This window comes from Nocardia brasiliensis ATCC 700358 (assembly GCF_000250675.2).
Classification (GTDB): Bacteria; Actinomycetota; Actinomycetes; order Mycobacteriales; family Mycobacteriaceae; genus Nocardia; species Nocardia brasiliensis_B.
In genome coordinates, this window is sequence record NC_018681.1 from 2,734,902 (window position 1) to 2,754,010 (window position 19,109).

Genomic DNA, 19,109 nt, shown 5'->3' on the forward strand with positions numbered 1-19,109 from the left:
TGACGTCAAGTCGATCATTGACTGAGTCAAAGAATACGCCGCACAGGCTGGTGGCGCCGGAAAATGCCGTCGTGGGCGATTCCGGCGCAGCTCGGGTGGTAACTTGAACGCCGTTCAAGCCCGTGCGTGAGGCCGGGCAGTCGCGACCGCGAGGATTCCTGTGGCACTGACACCTGACGAGATCACCGCCATCGACGCCAAACATGTCTGGCACCCCTACGGCGGATTTCCGGCCACCACTGAACCGCTGGTGGTGGCCGAAGCGGCCGGCGCCCGGCTGACGCTGGCCGACGGCCGGGTACTGGTCGACGGGATGAGTTCGTGGTGGGCCGTCATCCACGGCTACCGGCACCCCGTGCTCGACGCCGCGCTCGTCGCCCAGTCGCAGCGGATGAGCCACGTCATGTTCGGCGGGCTCACCCACGAACCGGCCGCACGCCTGGCGGAACTGCTCGTCGAGATCACCCCCGCCGGACTGGACAAGGTGTTCCTCTGCGATTCCGGCTCGGTGTCGGTCGAGGTCGCGGTCAAGATGTGCCTGCAATATTGGCGCAGTCAAGATATGCCCGCGAAGCGGCGGCTGCTGACCTGGCGCGGCGGGTACCACGGGGACACCTTCACCCCGATGAGCGTGTGCGACCCGGCGGGCGGCATGCACGCGCTGTGGACCGACGTGCTCGTCGATCAACTTTTCGCGCCGCTGCCGCCGCGCGACTACGAACGCGCATACGTGGCGGAGCTGGCGCGGATGATCAGCACGCACGCCGGCGAACTCGCGGCGGTCATCGTGGAACCCATCGTGCAGGGCGCGGGCGGTATGCGCTGGCATCACCCGCGGTATCTGACCGAGCTGCGCAGGCTGTGCGACGAACACGGGGTGCTGCTCGTCTTCGACGAGATCGCGACCGGATTCGGCCGTACCGGAGCACTTTTCGCGGCCGACCAGGTCGGCGTGAGCCCGGACGTGCTGTGCGTCGGCAAATCGCTGACCGGCGGGTACCTCACGCTGGCCGCCGCGCTGTGCACGTCGCAGATCGCCGAGACGATCAGTGCCGGGCACGGCGGACTGATGCACGGACCCACCTTCATGGGTAATCCGCTGGCGTGCGCCGTCGCGGTCGCCTCGATCGAACTGCTGCGCACGCGAGACTGGCGCGGGGAAGTGGCGCGGATCGCGGCCGAACTCGAAACCGGCCTCGCCCCGGTGCGTGAACTCCCCGGCGTCGTAGACGTGCGCGTGCTCGGCGCGATCGGCGTGATCGAACTGGACCGTCCGGTGGACATGCGCACCGCGACCGACGCCGCGGTCGCCGCCGGCGCGTGGTTGCGTCCCTTCCGCAACCTGATCTACACGATGCCGCCGTTCATCAGCACGACCGAAGAGGTCGCGACGATCACCGCGGGGATGCGGGCGGCGGTCGAGGCGCAGGGGAGCTGAGGGGTGCGACTTGAACGGCGTTCAAGTATGCTGCGGAGCTGTGACTATCGATCCGTTGAGCTGGTTGGACGAGCGCGCCGCGGCGCGGGTGGCCGCGGGGTTGCGCCGGGAGTTGCGACCGCGGGCGGCGCGGACGCCGTCGATCGACCTCGCCTCGAACGACTACCTGGGGTTGGTGCGCCATCCCGAGGTGATCGAGGGGGCGATCGACGCGGTGCGGCGCTGGGGCGCCGGGGCCACCGGCTCCCGGCTCGTCACCGGCACCACCGCCGCGCACGCGGAACTGGAAGCCGACTTGGCCGAATTCGTCGGCGCCGAAGCAGGACTCGTGTTCGCCTCCGGTTACGCCGCCAACCTCGGTGTGGTCACCGCGCTGGCAGGCCGTGGGGCACTTGTCGTTTCGGACGCGGGCAGCCACGCGTCGCTGGTGGACGCGTGCCGATTGTCGCGGGCGCGGGTGGCGGTCGCCGGACACCGCGATGTCGAGGCGGTCGACCGGCTGCTGGCCGAGCGCACCGAGGAGCGAGCGCTGGTACTCACCGATTCGGTGTTCAGCGCTGACGGTGACCTCGCGCCGCTGGTCGAGTTGCACCGGGTCACCCGGGCGCGTGGTGCGGTGCTGGTCGTGGACGAGGCGCACGGGCTCGGGGTGCGCGGTGCCGGCGGGCGCGGTCTGGTGCACGAGCTGGGGCTGGCCGGTCAGCCGGATCTGGTGATCACCGCGACCCTGTCGAAAGCCCTTGCCGCGCAAGGTGGTGTCGTCCTCGCCGCCGAACGGGTCCGCGCCCACCTCGTCGACGCGGCCCGCACCTTCATCTTCGACACCGGACTGGCTCCCGCCGCCGTCGGCGCGGCCCACGCCGCCCTCCGCGTGCTGCGCCGCGAACCGGACCTGGCTGCCCGCGTGCTCGAGCGCGCCGCCGACATCGCTCGCATCACGGGGGTACCCACCCCCGAATCAGCGGTCGTCTCAGTGGTACTCGGCAAGGCTCAGGTCGCCTTCGACGCGGCCCAGCAATGCCAGGCCCGCGGCCTAGACGTCGGATGCTTCCGTCCGCCCTCGGTCCCGGAGGGCACCTCCCGCCTCCGCCTCACCGCCCGCGCCAACCTCACCCCCGCCGAGATCACCGCCATCGCAACAATTCTCGGCCCGGTACTGGCCGAAGCCCGCGCCCCGGAAATGGTACATACCTGAACCCGGGCAGTGCCCGAAGGCTCCGGGCGTGCGGCGGGCGCACAATTCCCGCATCCCTTTCGTCTTCCTGCACCCGCTCTGCCCCACGAAAGCGGGTGCAGGAGAACAGAAGGAGTGCGCGAGCGGCGGCGAGTCCTCGGGGCGGACAGCATGCGGGGCACGAGCAAGCGTGGGGCGGAACGAGGTGTGCCGGGTGTGGTGCATTTTCCGCACCCTTTCTGTGTTGTCGCACTCGCTCTGGCATGCGGGAGCGGGTGCGTGAACACGGAAGGGGTGCGGATGTCAGAGGGTGGTGTGGGCATCGGGGTGTGCGAGCGGCGGCGCGTCCTCAGGGGCCGAACAGCTTGGGGGTACGAGCAAGCGTGGAGTGGAACGGGTTGCGGACGAGCTCGCCCGTGTATCGGCGGCGGCAGTCGCCGGTGTGCCGGGTGTGGTGCATTTTCCGCACCCTTTCTGTGTTGTCGCACCCGCTTTGGCATGCGGGAGCGGGTGCGCGAACACGGAAGGGGTGCGGGGAGTCGGGGGAGGGCGTGGGGTGAGCAGGATCGTCTATTCGAGAGTGAGGTGTGGTTGTGGGTGTTTTGTTGATCACCGGGACGTCTACGGATGTGGGTAAGACGGTGGTGACGGCGGCGGTCGCGGCGATGGCGCTGGCGCAAGGGAAGTCGGTGGCGGTGTGTAAGCCGGGGCAGACCGGGGTGGCGCCGGGCGAACCCGGGGATCTGGCGGCCATCGAACGGCTCAGCGGTGTCACGCGGACCGCCGAATTCGCCCGGTATCCCGATCCACTGGCACCGGATACCGCGGCCCGCCGCGCCGGACTGCCGGAGCTGACGCTGGCCGAAACCGTCGCGGGCATAGCCGAACTCGGTGACGCGGACCTGGTGCTGGTGGAGGGCGCGGGCGGGCTGCTGGTGCGGCTCGGTGACTTCACCCTGCTCGACCTGGCCGAAAAGCTCGCCGCCCCGGTGCTGGTGGTGTCCGCGGCCGGACTCGGCACCCTGAATCACACCGAATTGACCACTCGCGCACTGCACGCCGCGGGCGTGCGCTGCGCGGGCGTGGTGATCGGTTCCTGGCCCACCGAACCCGACCTCGCCATGCAGTGCAACCGGGTCGACCTGCCGCGCCTCACCGGCGTCGACCTGGTCGGCGCGATCCCCGCAGGCGCAGGCTCCTGGCCACGCGTGAGCTTCACCAGCGCGGCCCCGTCCTGGTTCGCCCCGTCCTGGTCGCCGTTCACCTGAACCTCGCGCACCCCTTCTGCTTTCCCGCACCCGCTGTGCCGTGCCACAGCGGGTGCGAAGACCCAGAACAGGTGCGAAGACTCAGCAGGGGTGCGCGAACTCGAGACCGCGTCCCCGGTTGGCGACCCGAGGATCAACGGGCTCCGCACCTCGAAGCACCGGTGCTGCCTCGGGCCGGAGGTGGCGGCCCGCACCGGAGGGGGCGCGCATCGGAAGCGGCGGCTCGCACTGGGGACGCCTCGCACCGGGTGCGACGCCTCGCGCCGGCGCGGGGAGCGCATACTCAGCGGATGGCGTCGTCGGCGCGGGGCTCGATGGTGGAGGCGGGGACCAGGTTCCAGCGCTCGAGTTGTTTGCGGATCTGTTCGGCGGCGTCGATGTTGAGCGGCCCGCTGGTCCACATGGCGTAGGGGAGATTGAGGAAGCGGCCCTCGGTGACGGCGCGGAGCTGATTGATCCCGGGCTTGCTGCGCAGCGCGTCCAGTTTCTGCGCGAAGGTCTGTGGCGGGTAGTCGACGAACATGATGGCGTCGGGGTCGGCGGCGGCGAGCCGTTCCCAGGACACCCGCGTCCAGGTGTCAGGCACATCGCTGAGCACGTTGCGTCCGCCCGCGGCGTCCAGGATCGCTTGGGGCGCACCGAAACTGCCGCTCGACATGAGCGAGTCGGTGGCGCTGTCGAACAGGAAGATGGTCGGTTTGCGTTCCGCCTGCGGTGCGGCATGCAACGCGGTGAGGCGCTGGTCCAGGTCCGCGGTGACCTCGGCGGCGCGCTCGGTGCGTCCGGTGATCGCACCGAGGTTGGTGAGATCGGTGCGCAGCGCCGTCCACGGCTCGACGATGCCGCGCGGCCTCTCGCCGTTGCGCTGGCGGCAGCTCTCGGTGAGCGTGTAGGCCGCGATACCGGCCTTCTGCAAAGAATCCGGGGTGAGGTTCTTCGCCTCGTCGTACCCGTAGCTCCAGCCGGCCACCATCACGTCGGGGCCCTGCGCCAGCACCGTTTCCCGGGACGGATACTCCGGCGCAACGGATTTCAGCTGATCGACAACGGGACCGTAGTGCCTGCGCAGCGTATCGGCATCGCGCTGCACACTCGACACCGCGACGGTCTGGTCTTGCGCGCCCAGCGCCAGCACCATCGAGATCAGGTTGCCGTCGTTGACGAACAACCGCTGGGCCGGCGTCGGAAAGCGCACGTCCACATCGCAATTCCGCACGGTCAGGTCCCCGCCCGCCGATTTCTCGGCACTACATCCGGCCACCGCGGCGGCCAAGGCCACCGCCACCAGCAGGCGCATCCCGTGTCTCATCGATCTACCTTTCGTTGATTGCCGACATGTCGAAAGCATTGCCCGCGCCACCAGATCCCCCGCGACCGGATCCGATGCGTTGCAGGCCATCCGGATAGGGCGTCTCCGCACCGCTCGACCATTCGGATCCGCGTACCGGTCATGGCACGCGCGGGGTGATGAGCAGGTGCGGGTGGCCGGTGGTCGGGTGCGGAACCCGCAGGGCTTGCACTGCGAAGACGGCTTCGACGACGTCGGGGGCCAGCGCGGTCGCGGGTGGTGCGAGCGGATGCGCGGTGCCGTTGTGCAGCACCAGGATTCGGTCGCAGTAGCGATCGGCCAGCGTGAGGTCGTGCAGCGCCATGACGACGGTGCGGTGCAAGGTGCGGGCCAGCGCCAAGAGTTCCAGCCGGTGGGTGATGTCCAGATGGTTGGTCGGCTCGTCCAGCAGCAGCACCGGGGTGTCCTGCACCAGTGCCCGCGCCAGCAGCACCCGCTGGCGTTCGCCGCCGGAGAGGTGGTGCACCGGACGGTCGGCGAACCCGGCCAGATCGACGGTGGCCAAAGCTTTTTCGATCACCTGCTGTTCGCGCGGTGACCCGGCGCCCCACGGCGGCAGATACGGGGTCCGGCCGAGCGCGACCACCTCACCGGCGCGCAGGTCGGCGGGCGGTCGTTCGTCCTGCGCCACCGACGCCACGGTCCGCGCCCGCTGCCGTGCCGACAACCCCTGCAGCACTTGGCCGTCCACGAGCACCCGCCCACGCACCGGCTTCCGTACTCCCGCGAGCACCTGCAGCAGGGTTGTTTTACCGGTCCCGTTCGGCCCGACGATCCCGATCGTCTCTCCGGCCCGCACCGTGAAACTCACGTCGGACACCACCGTCCGCCGCCCCGCCGCACAAGCCAGCCCCTCGGCCACCAGGACCCCGCCGCTTTGGGCACGCTCGGCTCGTTGCGCGAATCCGCCCGGGTCCGCGCCGGTATCGTCGCGCCGGACCGAGTCGGGCGCGTCCGTAACTCGGTTGCGCCGGTTCACGATTCACCGAAGCGGTAGCGGCGGCGGCCCATGAGGATGAGGAAGGCGGGGGCGCCGATCAGTCCGGTGAGGACGCCGACGGGGATTTCGGTGGGGCGCACGACGATGCGGGTGAAGGCGTCGGCGATGACGAGGAACAGGGCGCCGCAGAGGGCGCACGCGGGCAGCAGGCTGCGGTGGCGCGGACCGACCAGCAGGCGGGTGGCGTGCGGCACGACCAGGCCGACGAAGCCGATGCCGCCGGAGACCGCGACGAGCACGCCGACCAGCACCGCGAGCAACACGAACAATCCGATGCGGAGTTCCTTCACCGGAACGCCCAGTGACGCGGCGGTATCGGCGCCGACGGTCAGCGCGTCCAGCCAGCCGCCGATGGCCAGTAGCACGACGCCCGCGAGGGCGACGACACTGAGCGGCAACGCGATTCGCGTCCAGTCGGCTCCGGCGAGACTGCCGAGCAACCAGAACAGCACGGATTGGGCGGCGGCCGGGTCGGGCCGCCGGAAGATCAGGTAGCTGCTCAGCGCGGCGAAGGCGGAGCCGAGGACGGTGCCGGTGAGCACCAGACGCAGCGGCGTGAGCCCGCCCTGCGCCACGGCGATCAGGAAGACCAGCGCCGCCGCGATGAACGCACCGACCAGCGCGCCGCCGGAGAGTGCCCACACGCCCGCCCCGGCGAACAACCCCGAGGTGATGACCGCGGCCGCGCCGACTCCCGCACCCGAGGACACGCCGAGCAGGTACGGGTCGGCGAGCGGATTGCGCACCAGCGTCTGCATCGCGGTCCCGGCCAGTGCGAGGCCGGCCCCGACGATCGCGGCGAGCACGGTGCGCGGTACGCGCAGCTGCCACACGATGGTGTCCAGTCCGAAATCGGTGGGCGGCTGTCCGGTGAGCCGGTGCCGCAGCACCTCGATCACCGAGGAGACCGGCAGGTTCTCCGCACCGAAACCGGTGGCGACGAGCATGGCGCAGGCGAGTAGCGCCCCGAGTACGGGCAGCACGATCGCCGTGCGGGCACGGATCATCGGCGTTGCTCCACAGGCAAGTCGCGGCCTCTCCAGAGTTGCGCGGCAGGGGAGGTCTGACTCTCGCCGTGGTGGCGATCACAGTGGCGCGACCGTACCGGATTCGCACCGGTTTCCCGCACCTGCCAGGTAGGACGGGAGAACTCTACCGGTCGGTCGGGTTAACACTCGCGCGGGGCTGCGCAGGAGATGGCGACGGCGCGGTTCCGTTACCTACAGTGGGGAAGATGTCGCCGTTCGAAGACCGGCACCCGTCCACTGTCGCGGACTGGGACGACGCGCGACGCAGAGCCCGGCTGCGGGAAACGAACCTGTGGCACGAGTGGAAGTCGTTGCGCCGGACCAAGTCGGCCATGGTGCGGGTGCTCGTACTGCTCGTCGCCGTACTCATCTGCTATGCGCAATATCTGACCTTCGATGTGCAACCGGAAGCGGCGCGGCTGGCACGCACCGACCCCGCGATCCTGCCCGTCGCGGCACCGGCCGACCCGCGCGACTGGGACACCGTGGTGGTGGACATGGTCGGTCTCGGCAACGTGGACGCCAGCGCGACCGCCGCGGCACTGCCCTCGCTGCGCCGGATGGGCATGGTGTGGGCGATCCGCTACGACAACGAAGGTATCGACACCAAGGTCATCGCCGAGCTGATCGTGCGCGCCGCCGAGCTGTCCGGGTTGAAGAACGTCGTGCTGGTCGGGCACAGCATGGGCGGGGTGATCGCGCTGGAGGTGGCCAAGCACATCCACCTCGACAGCGATCGCAGGCTGGTGGGGGTGCTCCTGGACTGCACGCCGGTGGACCTGAACGCGGTCCGCCCGGAGAGCCGCGGTCGCGGCGAGGACATGGTGCGCTGGATGCGCTGGCTGCCCGGTGCGCGCGAGAGCAGGCTGCTGCGCCTGGCGGTGGAAACCTATGCGCGGCGGGACCGTTTCGTCTCGCACGGCGGAGGCGGCACGCCGCCGGGCATCCGCTTCGCCCAGCTGCGTAACGTGCTCGACGAGGTGCTGCGGGAGAAGATCTTCTCCCGCAACGCGGCGAGCAACGGTTTGATCGAGTCGCAGTTCACCGCGATCGTCGCGGGCGGTGCGACGAACGATCTGCGTGCCCTGGCCGCGCCGGTGGACGGAAAGGCCCGTCCCGCTGTCGTTTTCATTCGCCCGCGGGACGCGAGCCGGGACCGGGTGGTCGATGTCGAGTACTCGCACCGGGTGCTGATCGAGCAGGCCGGCGGGGTCGACGGCACCCTCTCGGTGGTGCAGGCGCGAAACACCGGGCACGCCAACCCGATGCAGCGTCCGGTGGAGTACAACACGGTGATCGAGCAGCAGATCGTGCCCTTCATCCAGCGCTACCAGCAGCAGGTGCGCACGACGATCAGCTCGGCCGCACCGCGCTGAGTCAGTTCGAACCAGCCTGAGACAAACGGTGTTCGGGCCGGTTTTGTCTTGTTTGAATCCGAGTATGTACCGACCACGCACGTCCCTGTTCGGCCGCCATGGCCGCACCACCGCCGCATTGCTCGCCGTGGCAACCGTTGCGACCCTCGGACTCACCGGCTGCTCGAACAACGACAAGCCGGTCGATCCCGTCGCCGATACGCCGCTACCCGTAGAGGTTCCGGCCGGCACCACCATCGTGGTCGCCGACCAGCAGGAGCGGTTGCAGACCGCGCTGCGGGTGTCCGGCGAGCTGGACAAGCTGCCGTTCAAGGTGGAGTTCGCCAACTTCATCGGCGGCCCTGCGATCTTGGAGGCGTTCCGCGCCGAGGCGGCCGATATCGCGCCGGTCGGCGACGTCCCGCCGATCCACGCCTTGGCCGCGGGCCAAGACGTGCCGATCGTGGCCGCCTACCAAACCAGCAGTACCGCATTGAAACTCGCGGTGGCGCCGGGCAAGCAGATCACTGAGCTGGCCGATCTCAAAGGCAAGAAGATCGCCTACGCCGAAGGCACCGCGCAGCAGGCCGCGGTGTTGCGGGCACTGGACAAAGCCGGGCTGAAACCCGCTGACGTGCAACTGGTCCGGTTGCAACTCGCCGAGTTCCTCGACGCGGTGCGGACCGGTCAGGTGGACGTCGCCCCGCTGATCGAGCCCAATGTCACTCGGCTGCTGCGCACTCCGGGTGCGAGCCTCATTCCGGACAGCGAGACCGAAGGCATCTACGGCGGCCTCGCCTACCTCTACGCGCGCCGCGCGGTGGTGCAGGACCCGGCCAAGGCGGCCGCGACACGTGCCCTGGTGGGCGCCTACATCCGTGCCTACCAGTGGACCAACACGCACCAGGACGAATGGGCGCGCAAGTACTACATCGAAAACCAGAAGGTGAGCGCCGACGACGCGAAGCGCATCGTCGATTCGCTCGGCATTCTCACCTTCCCGCAGCTGAACCAGCAGCTCGTCGACCGGCAGCAGGCCACCATCGACGCCATCGACAAGGCGGGCGAGCTGCCGAAGAAGGTGCAGGCCGCCAAGGGTTTCGACCTGCGCTTCGACGCCGCGATCACCGAGGCGGTCAGCGCCAGCGGCGCCGCCCACGCACCGAAGGAACGCTGATGGCGACACTGGACGCAGGAGTACTCGGCAGGCGCGGCCGTGCACCGGCCGCGGCGCTCGCCGAACGTAAAACGGCCCGGCGCAGGCTCGGTCCGGGACGGCCGATTCCGTTCGGCGTCGCCCTCGGCCCCGCGCTGCTGATCGCGGCCTGGGTGCTCGGATCCGCCTCCGGCGCACTGGATCCGGAGACGCTGCCCGCGCCGTGGGTGGTCGCCCGGACCGCGGGCGATCTGGCCGCGGACGGCCGCTTGCAGTCGAATCTGCTGACCTCGGTGCAGCGAGCCGGGATCGGACTGGTCATCGGCGTGCTCGCCGGCCTGATCCTGGCCTTGATCGCGGGACTCAGCCGGATCGGGGAAGCCTTGGTGGACGGCCCCATTCAGATCAAGCGGGCGATCCCGACCTTGGCGTTGATTCCGCTGTTCATCGTCTGGTTCGGCATCGGCGAAGAGATGAAGTTGATCGTCATCACGACCAGCGTGGCCATCCCGATCTACCTCAACACCCACGCCTACCTGCGCAGCGTCGACGCCGGATACGTGGAACTCGCGCAGACCGTGCGACTTTCGCGCTGGGGCTTCATCCGCCGCGTCGCGCTGCCCGGATCGCTGCCCGGCTTCTTCATCGGGCTGCGGCTCGCGGTCACCATCGCGTGGCTGGCCCTGGTGGTGGTGGAACAGGTCAACGCGACCAGTGGCATCGGCTACCTGATGACCCAGGCCCGCACCTACGGGCAGATCGACGTGATCGTGGTCGGCCTCGTGATCTACGGCCTGCTGGGGCTTTTCGGCGATCTCGCGGTCCGCGCGGTGGAAAGGAAGGCGCTGTCATGGCGATCGGCACTGGGCGACTGAGCGTCGTGCGCACCCGGGAGCTGCGCCGCGGCTTCGGCGAGCGCGTCGTGCTGCGCGACCTCGACATCGATATCGCGCGCGGCGAATTCGTCGCCCTGCTGGGTCGCAGCGGCTCCGGCAAGAGCACCCTGCTGCGGGCGCTCGCCGAATTGGATTACGACGTGCCGGGTTCGGGCGAGCTGACTGTGCCCGCCGAACGGGCCGTGGTGTTCCAGGACTCGCGGCTGCTGCCGTGGGCGCGGGTGCTCGACAACGTGATTCTCGGCTTGACCGGCAGCGGCGCGGCCGAACGCGGCCGTGCGGCGCTCGCCGAGGTCGGCCTGGCGGGTCGCGAAAAGGCCTGGCCCAGGGAGCTTTCCGGGGGCGAGCAGCAGCGCGTCGCGTTGGCGCGGTCGCTGGTCCGGGAACCGGAGTTGCTGCTGGCCGACGAACCGTTCGGCGCGCTCGACGCGCTCACCCGGATCAAGATGCACGCGCTGCTGCAGGACCTGTGCGCCCGGCACAAGCCCGCCGTGCTGCTGGTCACCCACGATGTCGACGAGGCCGTGCTGCTCGCCGACCGGGTGCTGGTGCTCGACGACGGCAGTATCGCGGTGGACCAGCACATCGATCTGGAACGTCCCCGCCATCACAGTGATCCGTCCTTCAACCACTACCGGTCCCTGCTGCTGGCCAGCCTGGGCGTCGGTCCCGCCGGTCAGCCGGCCCCGCACGCGGAAGAGAAGCAAGCCTCATGAGTACTCCCCGTCAGCTCAGCCTGAACGCGTTCATCTACCCGTCCGGCCATCACGAGGCGGCGTGGCGGCATCCCGACAGTCAGCCGCACCGGATCTACGACGCCGCCTACTACCAGGAGATCGGCCGCACGGCCGAGGCCGCGAAGCTGGACGCGGTGTTCTTCGCCGACGGCCCGGCGCTGCGCACCAACGTCGAGCACAACGCGGGCTCCGGCCTGGAGCCGATCACGCTGCTCACCGCGATCGCCACGGCGACAACACATCTCGGGTTGATCGCGACCGCGTCGACGACCTATTACGAGCCGTACAACCTGGCCCGGCTGTTCTCCACGCTCGACCACATCTCCGGTGGCCGGGCGGGCTGGAACATCGTCACCACCGGCACCGATCTCGCCGCCGCCAACTTCGGTTTGGCCGAACACCCGGGTCACGCCGAACGCTACGCGCGGGCAAGGGAATTCGTGGACGTGGTGGTCGCGCTGTGGGACAGCTGGGAAGACGACGCCATCGTGCTGGACCAGGCCGGCGGGCGGTACGCCGATCCCGCCAAGATCCACCCCATCGACTTCGTCGGCGAATACCTGCGGGTGCGTGGGCCGTTCAACGCACCGCGCACGCCGCAGGGTTACCCGGTACTGGTTCAAGCCGGAGCCTCCAACGAAGGGCGTTCGTTCGCGGGCAAATACGCGGAGGCGATCTTCACCGCCCATCAGCGGCTGGCGGACGCGCAAGCCTTCTACGCCGACATCAAGGCCCAGGCCGCAGGTTTCGGGCGCGCTCCGGAACAGGTCAAGATTCTGCCCGGGATCAGCCCGTTCATCGGCGATACCGAGGCGGCGGCCAAGCGGCTCGAACGCGAGTTCAACGAGCTGACCGTCCCGGAATACGGTCTGAGCCAACTGGAGAACATCGTCGGCAAGAGTCTGCGGCACCTGCCGCTGGACGGCGACATCCCGGTCGACCTGTTCGACGACGCGGGCGATGTCACCGACAACGGCCGAAGCAGACTGCAGGTCGTCGCCGGCATCGTGCAACGCGAGCGGCCGACCGTGCGCGGTCTGCTGCACCGGCTCGCCGGTGCGCGCGGGCACCGGGTGTTCGCGGGTACGCCGGAACAGGTCGCCGACACCATCGAGGAGTGGTTCCGCAGCGGTGCCGCAGACGGTTTCAACGTGATGCCGCCGTACTACCCGGGCGGCCTAGAGCTGTTCGCCGCGACCGTCGTCCCGATCCTGCAGGAACGCGGCCTCTTCCGCACCGAGTACAGCGGCACCACGCTGCGCGACCATTTCGGCCTGCCCCGCCCCGAAAGCCGCTTCGCCCGCCGCCCCGCGCTCGCCGGGTGAGTCCGCCACCCCGCGCTCGCCTGGTGAGTCCGCCGGTCCGCGCGTGCCCGGTGAGCACGCCGGTCAGGCGCGTGCCCGATCCTGCTGTCGTGCAGCGGAATTCTGCGGGATCCCGAGTAGGGGTGAAGCGGGCTCAGGGAGTTTCGGCCGGTGCGGTCGACGCGCTACGTTCTGTCCGTGCGGTGAATCAGCGGACGCGGGTGCCGAGCAGGTGTCGCACGCCCGCGACGAACAGTTGCAGGCCGAAGTCGAAACGCGCTGTGGGATCCGGGATCTCGTCGAGCGGGGTGTCGTCCTCGGGTAGTGCGCCCGCGGAATCCATCTGCATTCTGGACTGTTCGTCGACGGTCTGGCCGAGCACGTAGTACAGCAGTGTGAAGGAGCTGAGCTCGGCCTCGGAGCGAGGCATGCCCGCTCGAATGGCGGCGCTCACCATGCGTTCCCGGCCTTTGCTCGTGGTGAGCCGGGAAGCGTAAGTGGCCGAGACCAATTCGGCGCCGTCCCGGTAGGCGAGCAGACAGTCGCGCAGCCGGTGCGCCAATTCGATGACCTGGCCGGACCATTCGGTCGCGACGATCGGATCGTCCATCGGCGCGAGGATCTTGTCCGCGACCGCGCCGAGCAGCGCCTGCTTGTTCGGGAAGTGCCAGTACAGTGCGCCGGGCTGCACCTGGAGCGAGCCGGCCAGCCTGCGCATGGTCAGATCGGCGAGGCCGTACTGGTCGAGAATCGCGATGGCGCCGTCGACCACGTCCGCTCTGTGCAACTGCACCCGATTTCCTCCGTCTATCCATGGCAGTACCTGTCTGTGCACGCACGCTACCGCCTCGGGACGCTCGGTTGTGCCGCCGCGTCCGAGTCACGCCTCGGGTGCCGCAGTGTTTTGACTCACTGCCCGCACTACCCTAACCTGAACGCCGTTCAAGTTGCACGGCCACCTCGGCCGGACGAAGGGATTCGTGCAGTGACCCAGGCCCCAGTTGATACGTCTTCGCCCGCCCTGTCGGCTCCGGGCGCGATCCTGTCCGTCGCTCGTGCACAGGTGCTCGACCGCGGTGTCGGGCTCACCCAGGAGCAGACCCTCGAGGTGCTTCGCCTCGGCGACGATCAGCTCGAGGAGCTGCTCGCCCTGGCCCACGACGTGCGGATGAAGTGGTGCGGCCCGGAGGTCGAGGTCGAGGGCATCATCAGCCTGAAGACCGGTGGCTGCCCCGAGGACTGCCACTTCTGCTCCCAGTCCGGCCTGTTCCAGTCGCCGGTGCGGGCCGCCTGGCTCGATATCCCGAGCCTCGTCGAAGCCGCCAAGCAGACCGCCAAGACCGGCGCCACCGAATTCTGCATCGTGGCCGCGGTGCGTGGCCCGGACGCGCGCCTGATGGCGCAGGTCGCCGCGGGCGTCGAAGCGATCCGCAACGAGGTCGACATCCAGGTCGCCTGCTCGCTGGGCATGCTCACCCAGGAACAGGTCGACCAGCTCGCCGCGATGGGCGTGCACCGCTACAACCACAACCTGGAGACCTCGCGCTCCTACTTCCCGAACGTGGTCACCACGCACACCTGGGAAGAACGCTGGGACACCCTGCGCATGGTGCGCGCGGCGGGCATGGAGGTGTGCTGCGGCGGCATCCTCGGTATGGGCGAAACCCTGGAGCAGCGTGCGGAATTCGCGGCGAACCTGGCCGAACTGGAACCGGACGAGGTCCCGCTGAACTTCCTCAACCCGCGCCCCGGCACCCCCTTCGGCGAGCTCGAGGTGCTGCCCGCGGCGGACGCGCTGCGCGCGGTCGCCGCGTTCCGGCTCGCCTTGCCGCGCACCATCCTTCGTTTCGCGGGCGGTCGCGAGATCACCCTCGGCGACCTCGGCGCCAAGCAGGGCATCCTCGGCGGCATCAACGCCGTCATCGTCGGCAACTACCTGACCACCCTCGGCCGGCCCGCCGAGGCGGATCTGGATCTGCTGGGCGAGTTGAAGATGCCGATCAAGGCGCTCAACGAAACCCTCTGACCCGGCCCATGAGTAGTGTCATGCCCATGGACGAGCGCTACAACCCGTTCACCGGCAAACGGATCGTGCCCGGTCTCGACGACGCCGTGCCCGCGGCCGCCGCACTGGGTCTGGAACCGCCGCGGTTCTGTGTGCAGTGCGGTCGCCGGATGATCGTGCAGGTGAGTCCGGACGGCTGGTGGGCAAAATGCTCCCGGCACGGTGTGATCGACGCCGCCAGTCTGGAACTGCGCTAGTGCCGGGCACGCCGGCCGCCGCGCCGCACGAGGTGCGCGGCGCCGCCGCGATCGCGCTGCTCGTGGTGCTGGCCAGTGCGCTCGTCGGGGTGCTGTGGGGCATGGTCGCGCCGACCGAGCAGCTGTTCGTGGTGGAGCAGGGCCGTGGCGCCGTGCTGACCGGGGAGAGTGCGCATCAGTTCGACGCGGTCGCGATGTTCGTCTGCTTCGGCGCGGTCACCGGTCTGCTCACCGCGATCGCGGCCTGGCGCCGGCGCGTGCTGCGCGGCCCGCTGCTGCAGATCGGGCTGCTGGTCGGCTCGCTCGTCGGGGCCGTCGTGATGGCGAAGCTCGGCGAGCAGGTCGCCGAATGGGCTCATCCGCGGCCGCATGATCCGCCGATCGGGCAGATCGTCGAGCTGCCCAGCGAGATGGGCAGTTGGCTGGCGCTGATCGTGCAGCCGCTGGTCGCCTCGCTCATCGTGCTGTTCTGTGCGGCGCTGAGTCCGTCGGAAGATCTGGGCACCGGAACCGGTCCCGCCCGTGCGACAGCGCCGCTCGGGTCGTTCGGCGCCCCGACTTATCCCGCGGGCGACGCGTCGTACCCGGCGGGTGGGCCGGCCGTGCCCTACGGTGGTTACGAGCCCGCCGGAGAGGCCGGTTCCGGATCACCGCCGCAGACCCGGCCAAGCCACTGACGGTGTTGTCCGAACCGTTGCCCGGCCGACAGCTCAGATCTACCGCAGGCTCCTAGAATTGGGGGACACGCTGTGCGTTCGGAGAGGAACGGGTTGTGGCGTTCGTCGGTAGCGGGCTGGTCGTCGAGGAGCTCGACGCGCAGTTCTGGCGGGTGGTCGAACCGCTCGTGTATCAAGGTGATTCGCAGGAATTCGTGATTCCGGCCGGGTTCCGCACCGATTTCGCGTCGGTGCCGCGGGCGCTGGTGTGGCTGGTGCCCCGCTACGGCGCCTACACCCGCGCGGCCATCCTGCACGACTTCCTGCGCAGTACCGGGGCGGTGAGCGTCGCCGACGCCGACGGTCTGTTCCGCCGCTGCCTGCGCGAGATGAACGTGGCGGTGCCGCGCCGCTGGATGATGTGGGCGGCAGTGCGTTTGGCCAGCGGCCTGCGCGGCGCGAGCTTCGGCGCCGTCGCGATCTGGGTGCTGATCGCCGTCCCGTCCGTGCTGTTCCTGGCGGTTCCGGTCATCGTCGTGCAGCTGTTCCTGGTGCTGTTCTGGTTCGTGGAGTTGTTCTGCTGGGCCGTCTCCCGCGTCTTCACCCGCACCGCCGCGCCACCGCCCGAACCGCAGATGAAGACCGCCTGACCGTGCGCATGAGCCTGCCCACACTGGTGGTGGTCAGTGGACCGCCGGGCGTCGGCAAGACCACCCTCGCGCACAGTTTGGCGCGGCGGCTCGGCTGCCCGGCCGTGTGCCGCGACGAGATCAAAGAGGGGATGGTGCACGCCACCCCGGGATTCGTTGCCGGGGTGGATAATTCACTCGACCTACGGACGTTGTCGGTGTTCTTCGAGACGCTGGAACTGCTCCTGCGTGCCGGAGTCACGACGGTGGCGGAGGCCGCTTTCCAAGACCGGCTGTGGCGGCCGGGCTTGACCCCGCTGCTGGGTCTGGCGCAGCTGCGCGTCGTGCACTGTGTGGCCGCGCCCGAGATCGCTGCCGAGCGAATCCGGCAGCGCCGGAACGAGAATCGGCTCCGTCGCGCGCATTCGGCGCCCGGGTCGGCAGTGCCGGTCGGCAGGCCGTTCGACCGGGTCGCCCTGGACGTGCCCTGCCTCGAGGTCGACACCGCTGCCGGCTACGACCCGTCGCTCGACGAGGTGGTCGCCTTCATCAACCGATAGTGCTCAGCCGACTGCACTGACCACGAACTCGGTTCTCGCCCAAGGTCGTACGAAACAAGCTGCCAACCCGAGCGCCTGCCTGCGCTGTGGTCAACTCCACGTCGATCCGAGCATGTCGCACGCTCGGCGGCAGAAGTGGATGTTCTGCGCCGCAGGGCATCAGCGTTGTGCTGGCCGCGCGATCAGCGGCTCGAGTGTGCGTTGGGCCGCAGTTGGCCGGGGGTGCCCCAGGCGGGAGTCGAACCCGTTTATGGCCGCTTTAGAGGCGGCTGCTCGGCCGTCGAGCTTCTGGGGCTGATGGGGTGGCTGGCAACGTCCGCGCTGTCGGCCACCCCGTGATGACCGATCAGGGTGCGTCCGGATCGTCGATCCGGTCCCGCAGATCGGTGTTCGCGATCCCGGCCCTGGCGGCTCGGTACTCCTCGGCAGTCAGGGATCGCCCGAGCTCGTCGAGCGTCCGCAGCACGAACCGTTGTGTGACGACGCGGCGGTTCAGTACGTCGAGGGCGGCGGCCTGCCGCCAAACCTTGCGCTGCAGCCAGCGTGTGGCTGTGGGCAGGTCCCCGGCGAGTTGGGCGCGCAGCGCGTCCCGCTCGGCGGCGAGCTCGACGAGTTGGGCGCGCAAGTCGCTCAGCTAAGTGTCGATGGAGATAGTCATGTTCTCACCTCCTCTCGTTCGGCGAAGGCGAGAGGGAGGTGGGCAACCAGCCGACGGGCGGCCGGTTCGAACGCGGCGGCCGTCAGTGCACCGTCGAGATCGGGCTCGTGGACCCTGACCAGCCGGTGGCCGGCCGCAGCGGCATCGGTGCACAGCCAACCCAGAGACAGCTCGTCCGGTGCAGTGAGCACCACCAACACGTTGGAGGTGGCGTGCCAGCCGACAACTACATCGGGATGCGCGACAGCAAAATCAAGCGCGGCGTGTGCCGCCTGCGCGACCTGCATCCCAGCTGCCAGATCGGCACGGGTTACCAGGTAGAGGCGGCGGAGAGGAACCTAATAGTGGGGCACGAGATCAACGATAACCCAGCAAGGTATACGAGGCCAGTGTGCATGCGAGATCGGTTGTGCCACAAGGAAGCCCGAACGCGCGCAGCGACAATCGCGCGCGTTCGGAGCCGGCATGCCGAACCGGCCTGGCGTCTGCGCGCTACTTCCCGAGACTCGCGGTGCACGGTCTCCTGTCGGGGGCCTAGACAAGGAATTTCCGCTTTTCCCCGCCCTGAATCCGGCCGCCGGGAAGGTGTTTGGGCGGAAGCGGAAACTGCCAGATCCCGATGAAATTGGCGACGCGGGGATCCGAAGCTCTCCACCCACAGCGGCCGACCGGACCACTGTTGCTCCGTCGCCGTGCACCGTAAGCGGCAGAAGAGGACGTTCGCGAAGTCGCGGTCGGTGGCGTGACTGACGTTCCCAGCTTTGAGGGCCGTTGCTGACCGAATGGATCTCGGGCTCCGTGTGGCGTGGCTGTCCCTTGCTGTGCCCGTCGGATGTACGGCCATCCGTGAAGGGACTCGCTCCGAACAGTCGGATATCGCGACTGAACAGATTCCGCCGCGGTCAGAACATGTCCTGCCCAGCTGGGGTGCGTCGGATCACGATCTCCTCGCCACCGCTGGTACGCACCGCGACCGCGTGCAGCCCCGGTTCACCGGGCACGAACCGCAGCGGTAAGTGGTCGAAGGTCTCCGTGCCGATGTGGCTGCGGAACTGGTCGGGGTCACCGGACACTTCCAACCAGGCCACCCCGGCCGCGATTCGCTCACCGACAACCGCGCGGCGGGCGGGGTTGTTGTCTGGATCGTCCCGGTAGTACCAGTTCGGCAGGCCCTGCTGCCGAGCCCGCCGAACTGCCTGCCCGACGGGCGTGCTGGTGACCACCCGTTGTGTGCCGTCCGGCTCCGTCCGCCCTGGGACAACCTTGACCTCGCTGCCCAGCCGCCGAGCGACCTGCTCCAGATCATCGAGGGTGTCTGCGCGCAGACACCAGAACATCCAATGGTCAGCGCCGTCGCTGGTTGCGCGCCTGAACCATGACGACGCGGGGTCGGCGCTCCCCTCGACAGCGCTCTCCACCTCCAGGTAGATGTCTGCGCCCAACGGGAATATCCAGTTGCGCACGCCACCACCGGGGAACACCCCGCCTTCATAGTTGCCGAATCCGGTCTGCTCGGCCAGCCTGTGTACGCCGTCGTCGAGATCGCTTACCCCGAGCGCAAAGTGGTCCAGATGAAACACAGCTACAAGCCTCCAACTCGAGTGAGCATGTCGTCGCTCTATCACGTTACCCAGCAGTCG

General features: G+C 69.0%; 20 protein-coding genes. 13 read left to right on the forward strand and 7 right to left on the reverse strand.

The window, feature by feature from the left end; all coding sequences use genetic code 11:
- Positions 1-160: 160 nt before the first annotated feature.
- The 3 genes from O3I_RS12220 to bioD all read left to right on the forward strand — a co-directional run bounded on the left by O3I_RS12220 (position 161) and on the right by bioD (position 3,880).
- A complete protein-coding gene (locus tag O3I_RS12220) occupies positions 161-1,438 on the forward strand; it encodes an adenosylmethionine--8-amino-7-oxononanoate transaminase (protein ID WP_014983225.1) in 1,278 nt (425 codons plus the stop codon).
- Positions 1,439-1,478: 40 nt separating this feature from the next.
- The gene (locus O3I_RS12225; protein ID WP_014983226.1) at positions 1,479-2,633 is read left to right on the forward strand and encodes an 8-amino-7-oxononanoate synthase; all 1,155 of its coding nucleotides are present in this window, start codon (positions 1,479-1,481) and stop codon (positions 2,631-2,633) included.
- Between the two features lie 572 nt (positions 2,634-3,205).
- Positions 3,206-3,880, forward strand: coding sequence for a dethiobiotin synthase (gene bioD / locus O3I_RS12230; RefSeq protein ID WP_041562576.1), 675 nt, complete (start codon positions 3,206-3,208; stop codon positions 3,878-3,880).
- A gap of 283 nt (positions 3,881-4,163) precedes the next feature.
- Here the strand turns inward: bioD and O3I_RS12235 are convergent, their stop codons facing one another.
- From O3I_RS12235 to O3I_RS12245, 3 genes are all read right to left on the reverse strand, one after another.
- The gene (locus O3I_RS12235; protein WP_051066577.1) at positions 4,164-5,189 is read right to left on the reverse strand and encodes an ABC transporter substrate-binding protein; all 1,026 of its coding nucleotides are present in this window, start codon (positions 5,187-5,189) and stop codon (positions 4,164-4,166) included.
- 139 nt (positions 5,190-5,328) lie between these two features.
- Positions 5,329-6,207 (reverse strand): ABC transporter ATP-binding protein, encoded by an 879-nt coding sequence (locus O3I_RS12240; RefSeq protein ID WP_014983229.1) that lies wholly within the window; start codon positions 6,205-6,207, stop codon positions 5,329-5,331.
- Positions 6,204-7,235: a FecCD family ABC transporter permease gene (locus tag O3I_RS12245; protein WP_014983230.1), complete on the reverse strand. Its 1,032-nt coding sequence runs from the start codon at positions 7,233-7,235 to the stop codon at positions 6,204-6,206. Before O3I_RS12245 ends, O3I_RS12240 begins: the two co-directional genes overlap by 4 nt.
- Before the next feature lie 227 nt (positions 7,236-7,462).
- Between O3I_RS12245 and O3I_RS12250 the strand changes: the two genes are divergently transcribed.
- The 5 genes from O3I_RS12250 (at position 7,463) to O3I_RS12270 (ending at position 12,725) form a co-directional block, all read left to right on the forward strand.
- Positions 7,463-8,632 (forward strand): alpha/beta fold hydrolase, encoded by a 1,170-nt coding sequence (locus tag O3I_RS12250; protein WP_014983231.1) that lies wholly within the window; start codon positions 7,463-7,465, stop codon positions 8,630-8,632.
- Positions 8,633-8,696: 64 nt separating this feature from the next.
- Positions 8,697-9,788 carry an ABC transporter substrate-binding protein gene (locus O3I_RS12255; RefSeq protein WP_014983232.1) on the forward strand — a complete coding sequence of 364 codons (1,092 nt, stop codon included), beginning with the start codon at positions 8,697-8,699 and terminating at the stop codon, positions 9,786-9,788.
- Positions 9,788-10,642, forward strand: coding sequence for an ABC transporter permease (locus O3I_RS12260; protein WP_014983233.1), 855 nt, complete (start codon positions 9,788-9,790; stop codon positions 10,640-10,642). The genes O3I_RS12255 and O3I_RS12260 overlap by 1 nt, the downstream gene beginning before the upstream one ends.
- Entirely contained in the window at positions 10,618-11,379 is a 762-nt protein-coding gene (locus O3I_RS12265) for an ABC transporter ATP-binding protein (protein ID WP_014983234.1), read from the forward strand. Before O3I_RS12260 ends, O3I_RS12265 begins: the two co-directional genes overlap by 25 nt.
- A complete protein-coding gene (locus tag O3I_RS12270) occupies positions 11,376-12,725 on the forward strand; it encodes an LLM class flavin-dependent oxidoreductase (protein WP_014983235.1) in 1,350 nt (449 codons plus the stop codon). The genes O3I_RS12265 and O3I_RS12270 overlap by 4 nt, the downstream gene beginning before the upstream one ends.
- Before the next feature lie 187 nt (positions 12,726-12,912).
- Here the strand turns inward: O3I_RS12270 and O3I_RS12275 are convergent, their stop codons facing one another.
- Positions 12,913-13,497 carry a TetR/AcrR family transcriptional regulator C-terminal domain-containing protein gene (locus O3I_RS12275; RefSeq protein ID WP_014983236.1) on the reverse strand — a complete coding sequence of 195 codons (585 nt, stop codon included), beginning with the start codon at positions 13,495-13,497 and terminating at the stop codon, positions 12,913-12,915.
- 192 nt (positions 13,498-13,689) lie between these two features.
- Between O3I_RS12275 and bioB the strand changes: the two genes are divergently transcribed.
- From bioB to O3I_RS12300, 5 genes are all read left to right on the forward strand, one after another.
- Positions 13,690-14,730 carry a biotin synthase BioB gene (gene bioB / locus O3I_RS12280; RefSeq protein WP_424769570.1) on the forward strand — a complete coding sequence of 347 codons (1,041 nt, stop codon included), beginning with the start codon at positions 13,690-13,692 and terminating at the stop codon, positions 14,728-14,730.
- A 26-nt stretch (positions 14,731-14,756) separates the two neighbouring features.
- On the forward strand, positions 14,757-14,966 hold the full coding sequence (locus O3I_RS12285) for a hypothetical protein (RefSeq protein ID WP_014983238.1): 210 nt from the start codon (positions 14,757-14,759) through the stop codon (positions 14,964-14,966).
- Positions 14,966-15,643: a DUF2567 domain-containing protein gene (locus O3I_RS12290; RefSeq protein ID WP_014983239.1), complete on the forward strand. Its 678-nt coding sequence runs from the start codon at positions 14,966-14,968 to the stop codon at positions 15,641-15,643. The genes O3I_RS12285 and O3I_RS12290 overlap by 1 nt, the downstream gene beginning before the upstream one ends.
- A 95-nt stretch (positions 15,644-15,738) precedes the next feature.
- Entirely contained in the window at positions 15,739-16,272 is a 534-nt protein-coding gene (locus tag O3I_RS12295) for a DUF1353 domain-containing protein (RefSeq protein ID WP_014983240.1), read from the forward strand.
- An 8-nt stretch (positions 16,273-16,280) separates the two neighbouring features.
- Positions 16,281-16,811, forward strand: coding sequence for an AAA family ATPase (locus O3I_RS12300; RefSeq protein ID WP_014983241.1), 531 nt, complete (start codon positions 16,281-16,283; stop codon positions 16,809-16,811).
- Positions 16,812-17,157: 346 nt separating this feature from the next.
- Here O3I_RS12300 and O3I_RS12310 read toward each other — a convergent pair whose 3' ends face one another.
- The 3 genes from O3I_RS12310 to O3I_RS12320 form a co-directional block, all read right to left on the reverse strand.
- Positions 17,158-17,436, reverse strand: coding sequence for a hypothetical protein (locus O3I_RS12310; protein WP_014983242.1), 279 nt, complete (start codon positions 17,434-17,436; stop codon positions 17,158-17,160).
- A gap of 29 nt (positions 17,437-17,465) precedes the next feature.
- The gene (locus tag O3I_RS12315; RefSeq protein WP_272944305.1) at positions 17,466-17,786 is read right to left on the reverse strand and encodes a peptidyl-tRNA hydrolase; all 321 of its coding nucleotides are present in this window, start codon (positions 17,784-17,786) and stop codon (positions 17,466-17,468) included.
- A gap of 585 nt (positions 17,787-18,371) precedes the next feature.
- Positions 18,372-19,049 carry a VOC family protein gene (locus O3I_RS12320; RefSeq protein ID WP_014983244.1) on the reverse strand — a complete coding sequence of 226 codons (678 nt, stop codon included), beginning with the start codon at positions 19,047-19,049 and terminating at the stop codon, positions 18,372-18,374.
- Positions 19,050-19,109 lie beyond the last annotated feature (60 nt).